16 protein-coding genes and 1 tRNA gene are annotated in these 18,085 nt (G+C 52.0%); 11 read left to right on the top strand and 6 right to left on the bottom strand.

Translation table 11 applies throughout. The annotated features are described in order from the left end of the window. Positions 1 to 127: 127 nt before the first annotated feature. From HY913_16250 to HY913_16220, 7 genes are all read left to right on the top strand, one after another. Positions 128 to 982: a zinc ribbon domain-containing protein gene (locus tag HY913_16250; GenBank protein ID MBI4964827.1), complete on the top strand. Its 855-nt coding sequence runs from the start codon at positions 128 to 130 to the stop codon at positions 980 to 982. Between the two features lie 15 nt (positions 983 to 997). Continuing rightward, complete coding sequence (locus HY913_16245) at positions 998 to 1,210, top strand: hypothetical protein (GenBank protein ID MBI4964826.1); 213 nt, start codon at positions 998 to 1,000, stop codon at positions 1,208 to 1,210. A gap of 208 nt (positions 1,211 to 1,418) precedes the next feature. Continuing rightward, positions 1,419 to 1,492: transfer RNA gene (locus HY913_16240), tRNA-Gln, on the top strand. Between the two features lie 314 nt (positions 1,493 to 1,806). Continuing rightward, on the top strand, positions 1,807 to 2,040 hold the full coding sequence (locus tag HY913_16235) for a hypothetical protein (protein MBI4964825.1): 234 nt from the start codon (positions 1,807 to 1,809) through the stop codon (positions 2,038 to 2,040). A 218-nt stretch (positions 2,041 to 2,258) separates the two neighbouring features. After that, positions 2,259 to 3,197 (top strand): signal peptidase I, encoded by a 939-nt coding sequence (gene lepB, locus HY913_16230; GenBank protein MBI4964824.1) that lies wholly within the window; start codon positions 2,259 to 2,261, stop codon positions 3,195 to 3,197. Positions 3,198 to 3,344: 147 nt separating this feature from the next. Beyond that, positions 3,345 to 3,677: an OsmC family protein gene (locus tag HY913_16225; GenBank protein ID MBI4964823.1), complete on the top strand. Its 333-nt coding sequence runs from the start codon at positions 3,345 to 3,347 to the stop codon at positions 3,675 to 3,677. Between the two features lie 64 nt (positions 3,678 to 3,741). Next, positions 3,742 to 3,975, top strand: coding sequence for a hypothetical protein (locus HY913_16220; GenBank protein ID MBI4964822.1), 234 nt, complete (start codon positions 3,742 to 3,744; stop codon positions 3,973 to 3,975). A 452-nt stretch (positions 3,976 to 4,427) separates the two neighbouring features. Here the strand turns inward: HY913_16220 and HY913_16215 are convergent, their stop codons facing one another. From HY913_16215 to HY913_16195, 5 genes are all read right to left on the bottom strand, one after another. Beyond that, positions 4,428 to 6,131 (bottom strand): hypothetical protein, encoded by a 1,704-nt coding sequence (locus tag HY913_16215; protein MBI4964821.1) that lies wholly within the window; start codon positions 6,129 to 6,131, stop codon positions 4,428 to 4,430. A 206-nt stretch (positions 6,132 to 6,337) separates the two neighbouring features. Then, complete coding sequence (locus tag HY913_16210; protein MBI4964820.1) at positions 6,338 to 6,898, bottom strand: hypothetical protein; 561 nt, start codon at positions 6,896 to 6,898, stop codon at positions 6,338 to 6,340. A gap of 80 nt (positions 6,899 to 6,978) precedes the next feature. Continuing rightward, on the bottom strand, positions 6,979 to 8,346 hold the full coding sequence (locus HY913_16205; protein MBI4964819.1) for a sulfatase: 1,368 nt from the start codon (positions 8,344 to 8,346) through the stop codon (positions 6,979 to 6,981). A 556-nt stretch (positions 8,347 to 8,902) separates the two neighbouring features. Then, on the bottom strand, positions 8,903 to 9,214 hold the full coding sequence (locus HY913_16200; protein ID MBI4964818.1) for a hypothetical protein: 312 nt from the start codon (positions 9,212 to 9,214) through the stop codon (positions 8,903 to 8,905). 403 nt (positions 9,215 to 9,617) lie between these two features. Further along, entirely contained in the window at positions 9,618 to 12,071 is a 2,454-nt protein-coding gene (locus tag HY913_16195; protein ID MBI4964817.1) for a VWA domain-containing protein, read from the bottom strand. 553 nt (positions 12,072 to 12,624) lie between these two features. Here HY913_16195 and HY913_16190 point away from each other — a divergent pair. From HY913_16190 to HY913_16180, 3 genes are all read left to right on the top strand, one after another. After that, positions 12,625 to 14,610 carry a PAS domain S-box protein gene (locus tag HY913_16190; GenBank protein MBI4964816.1) on the top strand — a complete coding sequence of 662 codons (1,986 nt, stop codon included), beginning with the start codon at positions 12,625 to 12,627 and terminating at the stop codon, positions 14,608 to 14,610. A gap of 195 nt (positions 14,611 to 14,805) precedes the next feature. Then, positions 14,806 to 15,030 (top strand): hypothetical protein, encoded by a 225-nt coding sequence (locus HY913_16185; protein ID MBI4964815.1) that lies wholly within the window; start codon positions 14,806 to 14,808, stop codon positions 15,028 to 15,030. 216 nt (positions 15,031 to 15,246) lie between these two features. Further along, positions 15,247 to 16,104, top strand: coding sequence for an amidohydrolase (locus HY913_16180; GenBank protein MBI4964814.1), 858 nt, complete (start codon positions 15,247 to 15,249; stop codon positions 16,102 to 16,104). 189 nt (positions 16,105 to 16,293) lie between these two features. Here HY913_16180 and HY913_16175 read toward each other — a convergent pair whose 3' ends face one another. Further along, positions 16,294 to 16,881: a hypothetical protein gene (locus tag HY913_16175; GenBank protein MBI4964813.1), complete on the bottom strand. Its 588-nt coding sequence runs from the start codon at positions 16,879 to 16,881 to the stop codon at positions 16,294 to 16,296. 209 nt (positions 16,882 to 17,090) lie between these two features. Here HY913_16175 and HY913_16170 point away from each other — a divergent pair, with 209 nt between their 5' ends. After that, positions 17,091 to 17,339, top strand: coding sequence for a hypothetical protein (locus HY913_16170; GenBank protein ID MBI4964812.1), 249 nt, complete (start codon positions 17,091 to 17,093; stop codon positions 17,337 to 17,339). Positions 17,340 to 18,085 lie beyond the last annotated feature (746 nt).

The following is an 18,085-nucleotide window of genomic DNA, read 5'->3' as shown; positions in this document are numbered from 1 at the left end:
TGCGCTCCTACCTGTCTCTGCGTTTTTTCTGCGTCTTCTCTGCGCCCTCGGCGTTCTCTGCGGTGAAAGATCTCTTACTTTCCCGAGGAATATCATCCTATAGGCCAATAGAAGCGAGGAAACGCAAATGGCCGATTTCGACAAACGCAAAATCAGCGCGAAGCAAATCGTGGCCGACATCCGGGCGGGCCTGGATGACGCGCGGCTTCAACGGAAATACGGCCTTTCACATGAAGCCCTTGAATCGGTTTACGGCAAATTGATAAGGGCCGGGGCGCTAAAGGAAGTCGAGATTCGGGGCCGGCTGGCTTCTGGGTCCGGCGAGAACGAGGAAAGCCAAGAGAAAGGCCCAACCCCGGGACCACTTTGCCCTTCCTGCAACGCTCCCGTGCCTACAGGATCGGCGGAATGCCCGAAATGCGGGATTGTGCTATCAAAGTTCGCTCCCATCGAGGAACCAGCTTACTCTGTCCACCTGGGCCCAGTCGACGATTCGGAGTTTGACTCCAACCCCTCACGGAAATGGGTATCCATTGCATTGAGTATCATCGTACTGGCCGTCTGCGGAGTGGCGTTGATTCTGTGGGCTGTTCACCGAGACAAAGAAAAGCTGCGAGTCGCCACAGCTGACGCGCCTCAGGCGGTCGAGGAGGTCGCCGGCCAGTCAGATGCTTCGGAAGAAGACGCCAGTGAAGATCAGTCTACGGAAATCGATGCTGATAGTGAGCCGATGACAGTAGAATCCCAGGAAGGCGTTGTCGCGACAGGAGAACCCGAAGCATTAGAACCAGCGAGAGAAGGGCCCGGAAAGGAGATTGTTCATTCTCGGGCGCCTGTCCAAAGCATTCCAATGCCGCCCGCTGACAAAGGCCAGTACGTCACGGGCGAACTGCGACGTTTTACCTCGGCGGATTTTAAGAAAGAGGTCGTCGAGGCATCAAAAACCTTTCCAGTGATTTTCCAGTTTTACAGCGACACTTGACCTGCTTGCAGGCGGATGGCATCCGTCTTCAGGGAAGTGGCGAAGGAGACCAAGGGGAAAGCCGTGATCGGGATTGTTATGACCACCGACAGGAACCTGGTAAGGACGTTCGGTATAAGGAGTGTCCCGGCCATATACGTGGTCAGAAACGGTGAGGTCATGGAGTCTTTTGTGGGAGCCGTGCCAAAAGCAAAGATAACGCAACTGCTGCAACAACATGGCATGTGAAGCTCTCTGGGTTCGTTGACATCCCGGCGGTTGATACCCGCAAATACCATTTCACCGCGGAGAACGCGGAGATCGCTGAGTGTAGGGTCGCACGGTCGTGCGATCCTACCTCTTCTCTGCGGCCTCTGCGTTCTCTGCGGTAACGGATTGCAACTCCGCAAATGGCCTTGACATGCCTGACGCCAGACATTAAGATAGGCTGCCATGCTGGGGGATCGTCTAGCGGCAGGACGGCGGGTTCTGGCCCCGTTAACCGAGGTTCGAATCCTCGTCCCCCAGCCAATAACCCATTGAAATAATCACAGTCAGCACTCCTTATACCACTCGCCAAAAAAGATATAACATTCCCGACAGTTGTCATTGCGAGGGCGTCAAGCCCGAAGCAATCTCAGCAGTGAGAGATTGCTAGTGGGACCGGCATCTTGCCGGTCATCCTTGATAGACAGGCGGGAGGCCTGTCCCACTATTCTCTCCCTGCAATGACAGCTCTCATCACGCGTGTTACGAAAATAATGGCGAACTGGGATCAAAAGAGACTTAGAGCATTCGACCAACGTTGTGTTAGAGTATGCAGCACGAACGATAGAGGTGAATACATGACGAAGTTGTTATCCAGTCTAATAATCGCTCTGACTTTAATGCTAGTGGTTTCTCTGAACGTTTTTGCTCAAGAGACAATTACCGATTGTGAGCAACGATGCGGCCGCCGCACGGACATGGGGGCAAGAGTAGGTCCCTATCAAGCTATTGCTGAGTGTATGGATCGTTGTAGCAGGGAATTCTGGAAGAAGGTCGATCAAAAAGACAAAGACCTGGAAGAGACAAGGTGACCGTCTTTGCTCATTGACCGAAAGTCCGGGGAGTCGCTTCCTCGTCCCCCAGCCAGTAACTCTTTCATATCATTAGGCTTACGTCCTTCAAAGAAGTGTCTGCAGTTTGCATGTCATGTTGAATTCCAAAAGCAGCATTCGTGTTATGGCAAATCAGTTGCCATTGGCGAACCGACTAACCGCTATTTTTTGCTGTCCCATACCTTAGGGGGTTGGACATGAAATGTCCTAACTGCGGATTGGAAAGCCCGGAATCCGCGACGAAATGCTCCTGCGGGTTCGATTTCATTTCAGGGGTGCCCGCAGCCATAAAAAATTCTGTCAAGGTCGGTGCGAAACGTCGGAACCCTCTTTGGGCTGGAGTCTTGTCACTCGTCGTACCCGGCCTTGGTCAGGTTTACAATGGGCAGGTACTAAAAGGCGTGGTTTTCTATGTTACGCTGGATTTGTTTATCTTGGTTGCGGGCTTGAGCGGGCTGCTTTTCAATCTCTGGGGACTGGTTGCCTTCCTTGCCTTCCCATTTATCTTGAGCGCGGCAGCAATTGTCGAAGCAGTCATGACCTCTCGCAGGTTAGGTTCAATCGTTTTGCGGCGATACAACAGGTGGTACGTGTATGTCCTCTTGATAGTCATCCAGGCGGTGGTTAATCACTTCGTTTGGTCAGACCGGGCTCTCTATAGGGTGGAGAGCTACAGGATGCCAGCAACTTCAATGGAACCCACTCTCAGACCTGGCGACCACCTCATCGCGCGAACGGACTACTACGCCCATAACAAACCAAAGCAATCAGAAATTGTGGTTTTTGTGTACCGGGGGGAACCGTCAAAGGAATTGGATTTCATTAAACGAGTTGTGGCCGTTGAAGGTCAAAAGCTTGAAATCCGCGACAAAAAGCTCTTTGTGGATGACCAAGAATTAGTGGAGCCTTGGGCAGTTCATCGCTCGCCTGAAATCTGGCCCGAGGCGAAAGGACCACGAGACAATGTCCGGCCAGTAATTGTGCCAAAAGGCCATGTGTTTGTCATGGGGGACAACCGAGAATTCTCCCATGACAGCAGGTTCTTTGGTTTTGTAGATATCCGCGAAATAACAGGAAAGCCTCTGTATATCTATTGGGCGGATGACATGAGAAGAATTGGAACGCCTGTTCGATAGCCGTTTCGCCAGCCTTCTTCCCTCAGACATAGTCCCGCTCTCAAAAAACCGGAATCCTATCGGATCAGCGGTGCATCTCTACATTAGGGACACCTCGGAATTAGTGGGACCCGAAAGCGTAACCCGTGGGTACAGGAGGTTTGCAAGATGGCGGAAAAAGGAATTATTAATGGTGTGGATGTTGACCAATTGTCCGCAATGGTCGACGCGATAACCGAGAAGCCGGGAATCGCGAAATTTACGTTTCGTGCCAAGAATCAATGGATTAAAGGCGGCCGCAATCGAACCACGATCGAGGAATTCTACGGAGCTTGCGAAACACATAAGCACAGCAAGCCTTTCGTCATTGACAAGGATGAGCCTCCGGTCCTCTTGGGTGAGGATCTCGCAGCAAATCCCGTGGAGTATCTCCTCGCAGCTTTGGCAGGCTGTCTGACCAGCACATTGATCTACCATGCAGCTGCCAGAGGCATGGGTTAGTCAATTCGTGATTACTTTCGAGAACAGCTATAGACTATGCAAGACGAATGATAGAGGTGAATCAATGACGAAGTTGTTATCCATTTCAATACTCACTCTGACTTTGTTGCTGGCGATCTCTATGAACGTATTTTCTCAGGAGACAATTACCGATTGTGAGCGACGATGCGGCATCCGCACGGAAATGGGGGGAAGAGTAGGTCCCTATCAAGTTATTGCCGAGTGTCTGGATCGTTGTAGCCGGGAATTCTGGAAGAAAGTCGATCAAAAAGACAAAGACTTGGAAGAGAAAAGGTGACCGTCTTTGCTCATTGACCGAAAGTCCGGGGGGCAAATCGTCGTCCCCCAGCCAGTAACCCACTGAAATAACTAGAATCGCCTTCCTTCAAATCCCGATGCAAATTCTACAGAGGCGCCTTTACCTTCACCTGCGAACCTTCCCACAATTTCGTTCACTGTGACTGACACCAAACCGTCACAAGTGCCCACTAGCTTGGTACCCCCCTTGGCAAATCGTTTCTTACAATCCCCAAGGATGTTCGGCGACCTCCGGAGCCTCTACAAATAAGAGGAGTGAGAAAACCCCTCGCCTCGGAGGAAGGCTTTGAGGCGCGAGCCATTACATGAGGCTGCCGCGCCCTGTGCTGTGAGACTTTCATGGACTACCATTACGGCCTACTTAAAGACCTGCTTGCACTCAGACCAATAAACCCGGTCTTTTAGTTGGTCGGCCTTTCCGATTGTATCCGGCTACTTCACCTGGATCTGGTGCAAGCTGAAACTGACATTGTTGTTGAAAGGGAAGCTGATACCCCAGTCACACCCTCGGCGGTCTCCGAAATCGACTTCCGCCTTAATGAAGTAGTAGCCAGGCGGAATATCTGTCGGCACTACGCATTTGATTCCATTCTGCACTACTATTAAGCCTGGAAAGCTATTGGGTAGCTTGTAGCTGCCAATGGGCCAGGACGAACCAATCGGATCATCGGCGCGTCTGTGGTCTACCAGAGAGAAATCAATTCGTGCCGCTTCATTGTTGCCCAAACTGATGCTAGTAATAGTGACCTTGTCAAGATTGAACGATTCTCCCCGACTTATTTCTTTCGGAAAGCTGGACTCCGTATACACGTGTCGAGGTGTAGCAGGGTCGGGGCTGCTGGCAGGCTCCACTGTGAAAAGATGAACAGCGTGATCCCGGAATCTGGGCAACTCCCCCCCAGGGTATCGTTGCAAAAGGGTCGAGACATCATGGACCCACAGCGTAGCAATTGCCCCATAATTTCCAGGCTCCGGGTAGTTCATTATCGAGGGAAAACCAGCCACGTGTTTTTCACCCCACATATGGCCGAGTTCATGGAGCGCTAGATTCCGAAAAGGCCATTTCGGTGAAGTACCCTGATACCACGATTCGTCTTCGGTCGAGGTCCATAGCGAGTCAGGACCTTTGAAGAAGATGTCAGCTTCCAAGATTTGCCCCGTCGAGTCAGAAGCGGCCGCAGTAACACCTGAAGCCCTGCCAAAAACCCGCCCAAATTGTCTTTGAAGATAGTCATCGTCAACGAATCCGTGAATATCGAAAACGTTGTCTCCCGTTCCTCCAGTCCAAGCAGGGGTACTTGATCCTGCCCGCTGAACAAGTAACCCGGGCCGGAAATCACTCCAAATGTCCATTCCATTCTTAACAAGGCCGCTCCACGGGTCGCTCATAGGGATGTTCACCTCGATGGGGAGCTTGGCACTCTGAGCGGTGACCATCCCAGATTTTTGTGAGGTGGGGCAACACACTTCCGCCGCATTGGGTTCAGAGGGCGCTTTGGGGGCAAGTCCCGGATGCGTCAGAGACTTGTCGCGCGGACTCGTGCTTGAGCGCCTGACAGCTTTCAGGTACTCAGCAAAATCCCTGAGACTGGTACAACATGGCTGGCCTCCCGAAGGCGAACTAACTAATGGAGCAACCAATTTCTCTCCATTCTTTTCGACCACTCTAAACACTCCCTGGTCACCCCCGGAGAACGGCACGACGGCTTTGTTGCTTTGCCAGTCCTTATCTAACATCAACAAATAGGTTCTTTCCTTTTCAAACTCTGGCATGCCTAATATCTGCATGGACCTGCCGTTCAGCGTACCGCCCCATAGTTCCAGGTGAAAGGTTTTGAGTGCGAAAGGTTGGAAGGATCCAATGACATCTTCCACGTCGAAAGCGTGATCAGTAACTATCACTGTCTTAGACTCATTTAGCCATCGAGATCTGGTCTCACGTAATTTCGCCACGACAATTAAATCCGCCTCACTTGCAAGCTGTCTCATAGTCGTTGGTGGAAACGATAGTGAGTGAGCCGTGGTGGCATACCCCAGCCCCAGAATAGCCGCCAAAGCATACGCGCACAAGAAACCTATGGATGAATTGAGCTTCAGCCGCCTCGGTGCCAAGACGCCAATTGTGTTCCCTGACATGGTGAAACTCCTTGATAATTGAACATCCAGATGCCACAGCATTTGTAATCCCCTTCAGACCGACCCTAGAAAAATGTGTCGTGCGTAACAAATATTATCTGCCGGCACTCGATTGCTCTCTTGCCAGACTAACTTCAATTTTGCTGACATGCATCTCGGCGTGCAAAACGCCTGGAAACGTATGCTTCCTACCGTCCCAATACTCATTAAAGAAAAAGTGCTTTATAACCCTGTTGGTAAAGGTAGAACCAATGTACTCCGCCGCCCCAAATCATGACGATATACACTCCCGCGGCTCCCGCCAGAATGGAGATCACGGCGCCCAAGGGGACCACCTTTGTCGGAGCGTCGTGACTCGATCGGACCCACCAGCGACAGACTATTTCGCACAGGCCCATCTGCAGCGACGCGGCCGCCAGGTACACGATAAACTGACTGTTCAGGGCGTAGTACAGAGACTCACCCAATGTGAAGAACTCCGTTACCCTAATGATTTCGGTAACAGACCAAAACAGGGGGATCGCCAGACAGGCAACAACCCTTTCTCTCAAACTCGCGCCTCTGAAAAAAGCAATAGGATAGATAATCAGAGAGCCGCCCATAAGGATCACAATGTGCCCGAGACCGGCAAAAAAAGCCGTCCACTGGTGTAGTGCCTCATTGTTAATCCGCCAGGCCGCATTGTAGATCAGCAGCATGCCAAGCACTATTGCCACGCCTGCGGCCGCAGGAAACACGAACCGTTGTGCCAAAGTCGTTCTTTGCATGGCCAACCCCTGAATGTCGGGAACATGGGACAGAGTTCGCTGGATGACGATGCCAACCCACGGAGCCGTCTCTTGCACGATTATTCGATCTTCTTCCCCTTTTTCAGGTCCTCCAGCATCCCCTTCATTTCAGGCAGGAGACGCTTTCCCTCATCGGTGTTGATGAGATTATGCTGTTGGCGAGGATCTTTGACCACATCGTATAGCTCCGGGGGCCGTTTGCTCGAATATTCAATATATATGTGCGTCTTAGTCCGCACTGCATTTATACCGGGCACGTTGTACGGGAAGTCCTTGAAATACTCGTACAACCAGGCCTTTCTCCCGGGAGAGGACTCGGATTTCAATATGGGCACAAAGCTTTCCCCTTGCATGTGTTCGGGTACCGGCAAGCCTGCGGCTTCCAGCAGACTCGGCGCAAGGTCTACGTTCAGCACCATCTGTTCCGCTCGTCTACCCGGGTCTTTGATCAGCCAAGGACAACGCACGATCAACGGAATGCGTATGGCCTCCTCGTAAGCCCATCGCTTGTCTACCAGGCGATGTTCGCCCCAGAAATATCCGTTGTCTCCTCCGTACACCACGATGGTGTTGTCAGCGAGCCCCGACTCGTCAAGTTTCTTCAAAAGGCGGCCTACGTTTCGGTCCACGTCTACGACCACGCGGCAGTAATTTCGGTAATGATGATCGAGCGTCCCGAATGTGCCCGCGTACACCGCGCCGTTCATCGAGGTTACCCAGGTATCGGACTCCTTGGGATAGGAAATCTTCACGTCCTCGTATAAGCGGGCCAAGTCCTTGGGGGGACTCCATTCATGGTGGACCGCCTTGTGCGACAGGTACACGCAAAAAGGATTGTCACGTTTCTTGGAGATGAACTCCATGGCCAGGTCAGTGAGTTCTTCCGTGACGTATGGTTTACGAGACGGGGTTTCCACGCCATTCACAATAAGGGGGCAGTTCCAGTACCGCCCTTGCCCACCTTGGATCGTGAAAGTCACGAATAGATCCACGCCCCGCAGCTTCGGCAACCGTCCAGGCATATGCCACTTACCTATAAACGCAGTGTCGTAACCTGCTTGCTTGAAGAGTTCCAGAAACGTGACGCTTTGGTCTTTCCAAGGCGTAAGGTTGTTCTGAACGCCGTGGCTGTGGGCGTACAGGCCGGTAAGAAAGCTCGCCCTGCTGGGACTACACAGCGCAGATGTGACAAACGCGTTTGAAAAGAGCATCCCATCGGAGGCCAACCGATCCAGGTTTGGGGTCTTGACGACCGGATGGCCCGCACAGCTCATGAAGTCCCAGCGATGATCGTCGGTGAGGATGAATACTATGTTCGGCCTTTCCGTGCCCGCAGCGCTCGATAAAGGTGGGGTTGCCGCTGAAAGCCCTATAAGCAGAAGCACCAGAACAATCACCGGTAGCTTTAATCTTCTTTCATGATCCATGAGAACCCCTTTGGGCCTGGTTAACCGGCTGATCTCCCAGGTGACCGGCAGGTCAAAAGTACGTCAGATCCGGAAAGCCTTCAAATTGTTGACATGCCCCCAGATTATGTACCACTTGTTAAGTTAGAACTATATAAATCTTTCCTCCCCGGATGGAAAGCGGATGGCTTGGGAAGGTAGGAAGGACCCACTTCATTCTAACATCCCTATGCAAATTCCCCGAGGTTTTTCAGCGTTGGACGGAGGTGTATCAAAAATGAAACGCCAGTGTCCGTGGGGGGGTTAGGCGGGCTGGCGTTTCTAGTGTATGTTTTTCTTGCGCACTCCTGCAAAGCAACTTGTGTACCAAATCCCACCGGCAACAAATCTTAGGATAACTATCTGGTTTTGCAAAGATATTACTAATAGACCTTCGGATGAGCAAATTAGAAAGACGGGTCCAGAGGATCGGGACTGTAGACAGGATTCCCCGCATGTGAGGTCTCCAGTACTCATCCGCGATTTTCCTGGCGTGCTCGGCTTTTCTATTGTGGCGTGAGTTCCGGAACCGTTTCTACTATTTCTGTTGTTCCAGGTCCTTTTCTCGGCGGTCAAAGTCTTGCCAGAACTGCTGCTCGCATTCCTGAACGCATCGGGCGTAAAGATTGGCTCGCGGATCATTGGGACCAAACATTACGCCGTAACGTTCCCTGCAATCTCGCAGGCAATCGTCTCGGCCAGAAGCTCCTTGAAAAAGGTCAATATTGCCGTACTGCGGCCCCCCGGCGGCCTGCGTTGGAGAATCCGCCGGGCGCACTTGAAAACAATATGCAAACCCTGCCAGAGCTAACAGGATTGCTGTTGCCGAAAACATAGTTTCCCGTTTCATGGCACCATCCCCCCTGAAGTGTGCTCCCACAGCTTTTACAGTTTTCGTCCCGAAGTAATGCTGCGGCTCGTGTCCATCTTATAAGGATACCTCGCCCCTGGTTTCCCGGTCAATCGCGATCTTCCCGGTCGTATCCCGGGACAAATCCCATCCGGCAAGTTGCCTCCTGCCTGGGCCTCGCCTTATAACCGGGCGAAGTTACCGATTATAGCGGTTCTCAGAAGTAATCACGGATTGAATTGCGTGTGCCACTGCTGGCTTGTCCAGCTGTGTTCTTGGAGGATGCACTGCTGGACAAGCCAGCAGTGGCACCCAAGCGACCATCTGTGCTCTTTCGAGGACGGATGAAAAACGACAGAAATTTTGACAACCGTTATAAAGCAGCCTCCCGTTTGCTCCGAAATCAACCCGCAACAGTGAAGGGTTCAATCAGTCGAACTTCCGGGACTTTCGCCAGTTCCTCAAGCAGCTCGATCGAAATTTCTCCGATGACCGTCTTTCCTGTGGAAGCAGTGAAGGTTATTTTCAGCCCTTTTTCTTTCAGAAGTTTTATTACATCCTCGCCGGAACGGTTAAGCCACACCTGAACGGCTATTTTGCCGTCTTTTACTGAGACCTTACCCTTGGCAAAAGTCCGTGGCTTCTCCTTCATCGCCAGCAATTCCGCAAGTTCCGGTGAAAGCTTGGAAGCAGCCAGGTCAGCTCTCGCTTCCTTATCAGATAGAAGCCCCTTCTTTTCTTCCACCGCGGAAGGGGCAAACGAGCCGGCAGGTTTTGACAGGCCTTTCGCCATGGCGAATCCTTCCAGTTTCTGCGTCTGGAGGCTGCCTTGGAGCACTCGGCCTTTGGCAAGGGGAAGGTTCCACGCCCCCGGCGGACTGCTGGGAGCTGCAACAGTCGCAGGCCTTCTTTCGCCAAAGACGCCTTCCCGGCTCACCCCTTCAGGCATTTCCACGGGAACGGTCACCTTCGTGGGTTTGCCGTCTACGGTTACCATGGCTTCTTCTACCGCCACGAAGCTGGTAAATTGAGTCATAATCTTGTGGGAAAGAGCAACCTTGACGATCTCCTCCTTGACTTCTTGCTTCGGGTTGCCCCGCTGGATGCCCATCAGGTCTCGGTCAGTGAGATCGTCCACCTTTGCCCGGGCCCACAGGGATTTCACCGAGCTGTTGGCGGGTTCCTTTTCAGGAAGCTTCACTCTTAGGGTCTCCTCGTACGGCTTGCCGCCCTTGAATCCCTTTATTGTTACGGTTCCTTCTCCTGGTTTGGAGTATCGCGCCTTGAAGATCAAAGGCTTGTGAGACCAAAGATCCGAAACAACCTTTGGATACACTTCTTCCAGAGCCACTCCGCTGAAGGTCAGCGACAAATCAGTCAAGACCGGAGCTGCTATCCGTTCGTAGAACTTCTTGGCCACCGCGTCTCCGGAAGTGTTGAGCAAAATATAATCCACTTCTCCGCCGCCAACTCGCGCTACATTGTCCAGGAGGAACCGGTTCACGGAGTTGCCCGTGCCGAATGAGAACCACCGGCTCTGGTCCCGGAGTTTCTTGATCATTGAAATGACCTCGAAGTCGTTCCCCACAAGGCCGTCGGTCATAAAGGTGACGACCCGGAGCCGGTTATCAGCGGGTGACGTACTAAGCGCCTCCCAGATTGCAGGAATCATCCGAGTCCCTCCATTGCCTTCAAGCGATGCAATGTACTTCAGGGCCTTTTCCCGGTTCTCCGGAGTGTTCTTTTTCGGAGATGAAAAGAGCACACGAGATGTGTCGTTGAAATCAATGACGTTGAATGTGTCATTCGGGTTCATGCGGTCAATCGCGTATTTGGTCGTTTCCTTGGCCTTTTCAAGCGGGAAACCCCGCTGGGACCCTGATGTGTCGATGATAAATATCAACTCCCTCGGAGCCACCTGTTCGGGTGTGACTCGTTTGGGAGGAATCATGATTACGGTCACATAGCCGTCTTCACCCGCCTTGTGAGCCAATACGCCGGAACGAATCCGGTCGGCCGCGACTAGATACTTCAAAACGAAGTCCTTGTTCGGGATTTCTTTCTTGTTCTTGAGAGTCACCGTTACCTTGTTCTTGTCCCTTTTGGTGGTATCCACCTCGTGCAGAAGCGAGTCCACCTTGTCCACCGGGACTCCTGCGTCGATAGAAACAGTAATATCTATGTCATGGCCGGCCCTCTGCCCCTCTTCAGCCACGGGAGGCGTTATACGGCTTGCGTCTGGTACCGAGGCTGTGTCTTTCGCCCATCCCGTTCCCTGCTTGCCTTCGGGCTTGCCGGGAATAAACCTTGGGCCGACCACCATGGGAAAAACAAATCTGAAGGCCCCGTCTTCGTAATTGAGGACCTCGACGTACTTGATGGTAATCTCGACTCTCTCACCCGGCATGATGTTGGCAACGGATTGAGTGAAGATGTTGGGCCGTTCCTGGTCGAGAAGGGAGGCCACATGGCCTTTGTCGCGCGCGGCTTCGTAAATGCGCCTGGCTTCTTCCCGGCGCTTGATTTCCCCGCGAACCGTCCTTTCGCCCACTTTCATCAACATCTCATCCACGGCCGCGGCCGCGGACAGCGGGAAGGTATAGACGGCTTCAATCTTTTCCTGACGCGGGTTGTGGAAGATCTGTTTGACTTCGACTCTGGCAACAAATCCTGAAATCTCGGACTGTACGGATGTGTGCTCCAGCGGACAGCCTGAACCCGGCTTTCCATCGGGTTCTATGATTGTCAGCTGACCTTGTCCCGGAGGCGCTGCGAGGCATAGGCTCGTGCTTACAAGGACAATAAGGACACCCGTCAAAATGTAGAGTATTCTCGCTGGTCCGGCATTTGAGTTCATTTTTGGTCCCCCTTGGCTTCCATTTTTCCGCATGGCGAGGTTCTAAGTTTCCAACCTCTGTAGGGAATATTCGCCACCAGGGGAAAAACGTAACATTACCTGGACCGGGCCTTCCGGCCGCGACGGATTCCGGTCATGCACATGAGTCGGTCCGTGCTTCGTGCAGACGCGGAGCAAAAAGAATACATAAGATCGCGGTCTGACACAGGGCCACTGAATTGCTTCCAGACCGGCCAACACAAGTGATGAGCCGATTTTGTTTGAACACGGAACTCATTTGAAAGATACTCTAGGTGTCGGCAAGAATTTTATCCGATTGGCTGAGGGTGGTTGGTTGGGGGAAACTATATCGCCTTCATTTCAGGGAGTGAAACGATCTCGGGTCTCGCTGAATGATCTTCCTTGCTTGGTATGAGAAAGTGCTTCGGGCTTGCGCTCTCGCACCGGCGCTTGCCACCATTTCCAGCGTTCATATGCCGTGTCCCTGTTATAACGGACATTAATTTGGGTAACCGCCTTAATTGGGGAATTTCGATGAGAGGGTGTTGAGCCTATGAACTATCAGGAGATGACGAAAAAGCAGCTGATTGCAGCGTTGCTAGAAATGCATGGTCAAGTAAAACGATTCGAAAAATTGGAAAAGGAATGTCAGAAGGCTTATGTACGACTCAGAGAAAGCGAGACAAGGCACAAGTCTCTTCTGGACTCCTCTCCTGAACCGATCGTTGTGTACGACAAGGACGGAATCACCCTTTACGTGAACAAGGCCTTCGTCAACACCTTCGGATGGCTTCCGGAAGAATTGATTGGCCAGAGCATTCCATACGTGCCCGCAGAGTGCATTTCGCATACTGAGGCAACGCTGAAAAGTCTTTTCTCGGGCGATCCGGTTCCTTCCTTTGATACCAAACGCGTAACTAAGGACGGCAAGATTCTTGATGTTCATATAAGTTCCGCCCTATTCAGAGACGAGAACGGCAATCCGGCCGGCCATATAGTAACGCTGCGTGACGTCAGCGATCGCAAGAAGTCGCGAGAGGCTTTGAGGCTTCTTGCGGCGGTCGTTGAGCAAGCTGCCGAATCCATTTTCATCACCGATGCGGACTGGAACATCGTTTACCTGAACCCTGCTTTTGAACGAATTTCAGGATATTCGCGAGAGGAAGTAATAGGCCAAAAGCCGAATCTGGGTGAAAGTAGATTGTATGATACAGAGTTCGGGCAGGAGCTATGGCGGCGAATTGCCAACGGACTGGTCTGGACAGGACGTCTTGTGAATAGAAAGAAGGACGGAAGTCTGTACGAAGAGGATGGGACGGTGTTTCCTATGCGAGACACCTCAGGAAAGATAACTAACTACGTAGCTGTTAAAAGAGACATAACGCAGGAAGTTGCTTTGGAAAGGCAACTTCGACACGCCCAAAAAATGGAAGCTGTCGGGACACTAGCCGCAGGAATTGCACATGATTTCAACAACATCCTGCAGGCGGTGTTGGGCTATTCCGAGATAATCCTATCCCAGGCAGATATACCGGATAACTGCCGGAGAGACATCGAAAGGATAACCCAAGCAGGAAAACACGGGGCTGAGCTGGTTCGGAGACTGCTCTCATTCAGCAGGAAAGTTGACATGGATATGCGTCCCATCAATCTGAATGATGCAGTGGAGCAGATCAAGAAGATATTGACGCGGACGATTCCCAAGATGATTCAAGTTGAGCTTCACTTGGCCGAGCGTCTGGCCTCAGCGAACGCGGATCCGGCTCAAATAGAACAAGTTTTGTTAAATCTGGCGGTTAACGCAAAGGACGCCATGCCTGACGGCGGAACTCTTATGTTCGAGACGCAAAATATTTACTTGGATGAATCCTACTCGAGAACACATTTGGGGGCGAGACCAGGAGACTACGTTCAGCTTACCGTGTCGGATACGGGACATGGCATGGACAAGAGCACTATTGATCATATTTTCGAGCCATTCTTTACCACGAAAGAGATGGGCAAAGGAACCGGCTTGGGACTTGCCATAGCTTACGGAATTGTCAAACAACATGGCGGTTATATCTGGTGTTACAGCGAACCGGGGGAAGGTACCGCATTCAGGATTTATTTGCCGGCTATCGAATCCACACTGAGCCGGGAGGCGTCGATTGTCGAAACTAAACCGCCGACAGGATCGGAAGCTATACTGGTAATAGACGATGACGACCACGTGAGGGACCTGACAAAACGTATGCTCACTCCGGCTGGGTACATGGTGATCACGGCCGCTAACGGAAGGGAAGGTTTAGAGAATTACCGCAAACGAGAAAAGCAAATAGCCCTCGTCATTCTGGATTTGATAATGCCCGGGTTGGGTGGCAAGCAGTGTCTGGCCGAACTTCTTAAGATTGACCCAAAAGCCAAAATCATAATCGCTAGTGGCTATTCTGAAAACGCCATGAAAGAGGCGGTTGATTGGGGAGCCAAAGCAGTCCTGACAAAACCATACTGTGCGAAAGAACTTCACGAAATGGTTCGGAGAATATTGGATAGTTAGGGTCTCTTTTGCCCTCGCAAATCGCCTTGCAAGACCTGCCCGTTAATGCAATTTGTTGAATTCCCGGCCGTTTCCGCCTTCTCAAAAAAAGACTTGCAAAGATCTCTTCCGTGTGATTTAAGCCCTACCGGTGGTAAAGCCGAGGTTCCTGGGTTTGGGGCAGTTAGTCATCTATCCATTACAGGACGAACCCTGATGATGAGGGAAAGAGGACAAGACACGATCTGCGATGACAGTCCATTATGGGACGGCGACAAGGCCTCGCAGATGGATATGGGAGCGATCAAGGCCCTAATAATACTTGAAGAACTGGACCCCAAGGAATTGCAGAAGATCTTGAATTTGAAAGGCGTCAAGACTGTGGAAGAACTCGATGCGCTCACGGTTAGAAATCTCCTCCGCTATTTGCGAACTACATAGCAGGACTGTGAATTTGTAATCAATAAGAACCGGTAATCTTCCCTTGGACCTCGAATTCATTGCGGTAGGGTGACTTCCCGTAATCAGGGAGGCAGTCCTCACAATTGGCGATCCAGCGTCGAAAGGCGTTTTTCGACCCTGGCGGCAATAGCTTCGTGAACTCCGCCTACCCGATGTCCATGCGACAGGAATGAGAGCACTCCAAGGAGGATTTTGGTGAAGGTTCTCGATTTTCACGTTCATGTTGGCAGGAAACATCATTTCACTTCGTGGCTGATTTCTGCCATGGAAGACAGGATCGGACCGCATGCACTGAAATTCTTGGATGGACTCACTCCGAAAGGTCTAATAGACTATTTGAACAGGGAGGGAGTTGAAGCAGCCGTAGTGCTGGCAGAAGCAACCCCTAAAACCAGTGGTGTGATACCGAACGAGTTCACGGTCGAATTCTGTCGTGGTTCAGATCGATTGATTCCCTTCGGATCGATTCTCTTTGAAAGCGAGGTCCTTCCCGCAACTCAAACTGAAGATCTGATAAGACTTGGTTGCAGAGGGCTGAAGCTTCTCCCCTCTTATTCCCATTTTTACCCTGACAATCCCCGAATGATGCCGGCATATGAAGTTGCCCGAGATGCCGGGATTCCGGTCATGTTTCACACCGGGACATCGCTCTTTCCGGACACTCGGATTCGGTATGCTCATCCCCTTCTCCTGGATGATGTCGCAGCCCAGTTCCCTACCCTAACCATCGTTATGTCCCATGGTGGACGACCCTTTTGGTATGCTGAAGCAGAATGGTTGCTTCGGCGCCACAAGAACACCTACATCGATGTCGCCGGCATCCCTCCAAAGCATCTTCCAAGAGTATTTCCTAAGCTGGATAAGCTTGCCGATCGCTTTCTATTTGGAACGGATTGGCCATTGGTGAAATCCATAGCAGCGCAGATACAACAGATTCGGAAGCTGCCATTGAGGGACGAAACAATAAAGGCCATGTTCTGGAACAATGCGGCTCGCCTGTTGAAACTCGATCCTTTGGTTTCGGATCAACTGCCTGTTGCCCGGGCATCATAGGGTATCCCGCCGGAAGACTTGGCATTTATTGGGGTAAGGCAACCGGCCTCTTTCGATGGCTCATGGGGTCTCCGCCCTTCGGGGAGTGACCTCGAAGGCTGCCGACAACCGCAGATCGCGCTACTAGCGAAATCCTCGCTACTTGAGAGTTTCCCCCTGGTGGAATTCTTGCGTGCAGGAGAATTTGTCTCAATTTCCAACGCACGTTTCGCGGTATTTTCGCTTGTGCCTGTTTAGGGCTTCGATAAATTCCTGGTTTCCTTGGATACTTCCGCGGAGTTCCACAGCCACGTAGGTGTCCCAGGCGAGCCCCTCATAAATAGTCAGAAGCTTGGAGACCCTGTGAGTACCAGCGTACTTGGCTAGTGACGCGTTCATTTTACGAGAGGCCTCTCGCATTCTGGCTTCGGCGGCAGAATCATCGCTTGCCTTCAGCGCAGCGTCGACTTCGGTAAAGAATTTGCCGACAACCGGGCACACCTCGCGGGTGATTTCCTTGTCATCCGCGGGGATTTCCGATTTTGCCGCCTTCTCTTCTTTGGGTCGCGCTTTCTCAGGCTGTCCCTGATCCTGAGAAGTGACGGACTTCAACACTGCCTCCCTGAGACTGTAAACCAAGGTCCGAAGCTGGTTCACTTCATTCTTCAATTCAGTAAGGTCCCGTTTTACCTGGTCCATGTCACGGAAAAGGTCCTGGGAGTGCACGTAAGATGTGGAACCGAGAAGAGCGGCCACGGACAGCAGAGCAATTCGCCACAGCACCAGCCTATGTTTCATGTATACAACCCCCTTTCCTACGAACTCTGCAATGCACATTACAGAAGATTTTTCAGCGAATCCAGTCTGAGTTGATTTGTACGAAGCTATTTTCCCCCCGCGTCTCTCCCTGATCGCGTACACGCAGTTTTGCCGGGAACTTTTTCGCGAGATCGAGGTCGGACCTCGGTATTGTACGTTAAGGCTAGTATGAAAGGAGAACGGATCAATTGAAAAAAATAGCCAGTGTCATTGCCGATCTCTTTCCGGTGGCGGTTGCGTTGATCTTTGTAGTAGTAGTCATCCTGAGTGTGTGCCATGCCACCAGTCCCTTGAAGGAAAGAAACGCCCGCGGCACGTCAGTGAACCTCCCGCAGGTAGACTTTGTGCCTAGAGATCATTCACGGGCTGACGCCGATGCAGCGGAAGCGCTTCGCTCAGGAGAGTGGGAACTGTTGGTGCCCGCTATAGTGCCGTAGAACATAAACCATCCCTCAAGTTGCGGCGTTACAACCGCACCCCCCATTCCGACATCTTTTTCTGGAAATCACTGTAGTGGGGCGGGAACAGCCCGCCCTACAGGAGGCGCGTCAGCCAATCGTAGGGCGCGCCGTGCTCGCCAATCCTGATTCCTCCCTACACTCTCGATCGGGCCACTTTGCGGACACTGATTTTGACGATCGGTGTACGTGGGCTGTCTGATACGAGTTCGCTTTCAAACGGGAGGATGATTTACGTTAGTTGCCAAATTCTTGTCCGATTCGGGTGAACTCCATTCCGTCATTCCTGCGGAAGCAGGAATCCAGTCCCGCGTCTCTCGGGATTCCCTGGGTTCCCGCCTTCGCGGGAACGACGAGGTGAGTAAAGCAGAAATGTCCGGGGAGGGCCGTCGAGGGCCAACGGGCATCAATTCTGGCAATTAGCGTAGGGCCAAATCAGCACTGACCTGGTGCCCAGGTCAGTGGCACCCAACAGCCAATCAGGAGCGGCCCTGGGGTGCCACGGTCCACAGCTTGCCCAGGTCTGTGCTGGATCTAACAGACTTTTCACTGTTTGAACGCGACTTGGTACGAGGCCCTCTGCGGGAAAACGAACAGGTGATTTGCACTAATGCGCTGCATTGACTAGAATATGGTACCTCGCTCGGGCATTCCCTGTCTAGCCGCCTCGCCGGGAATTGCCGTTTCGGAGCGGGCTTTGTTCGAACGGCCGGGATGACTCCGGC

Source organism: Desulfomonile tiedjei (genome assembly GCA_016212925.1).
Classification (GTDB): domain Bacteria; phylum Desulfobacterota; class Desulfomonilia; order Desulfomonilales; family Desulfomonilaceae; genus JACRDF01.
Note: the sequence above shows the minus strand (reverse complement) of the source record. Positions and strands in the feature narration are given on the sequence as shown.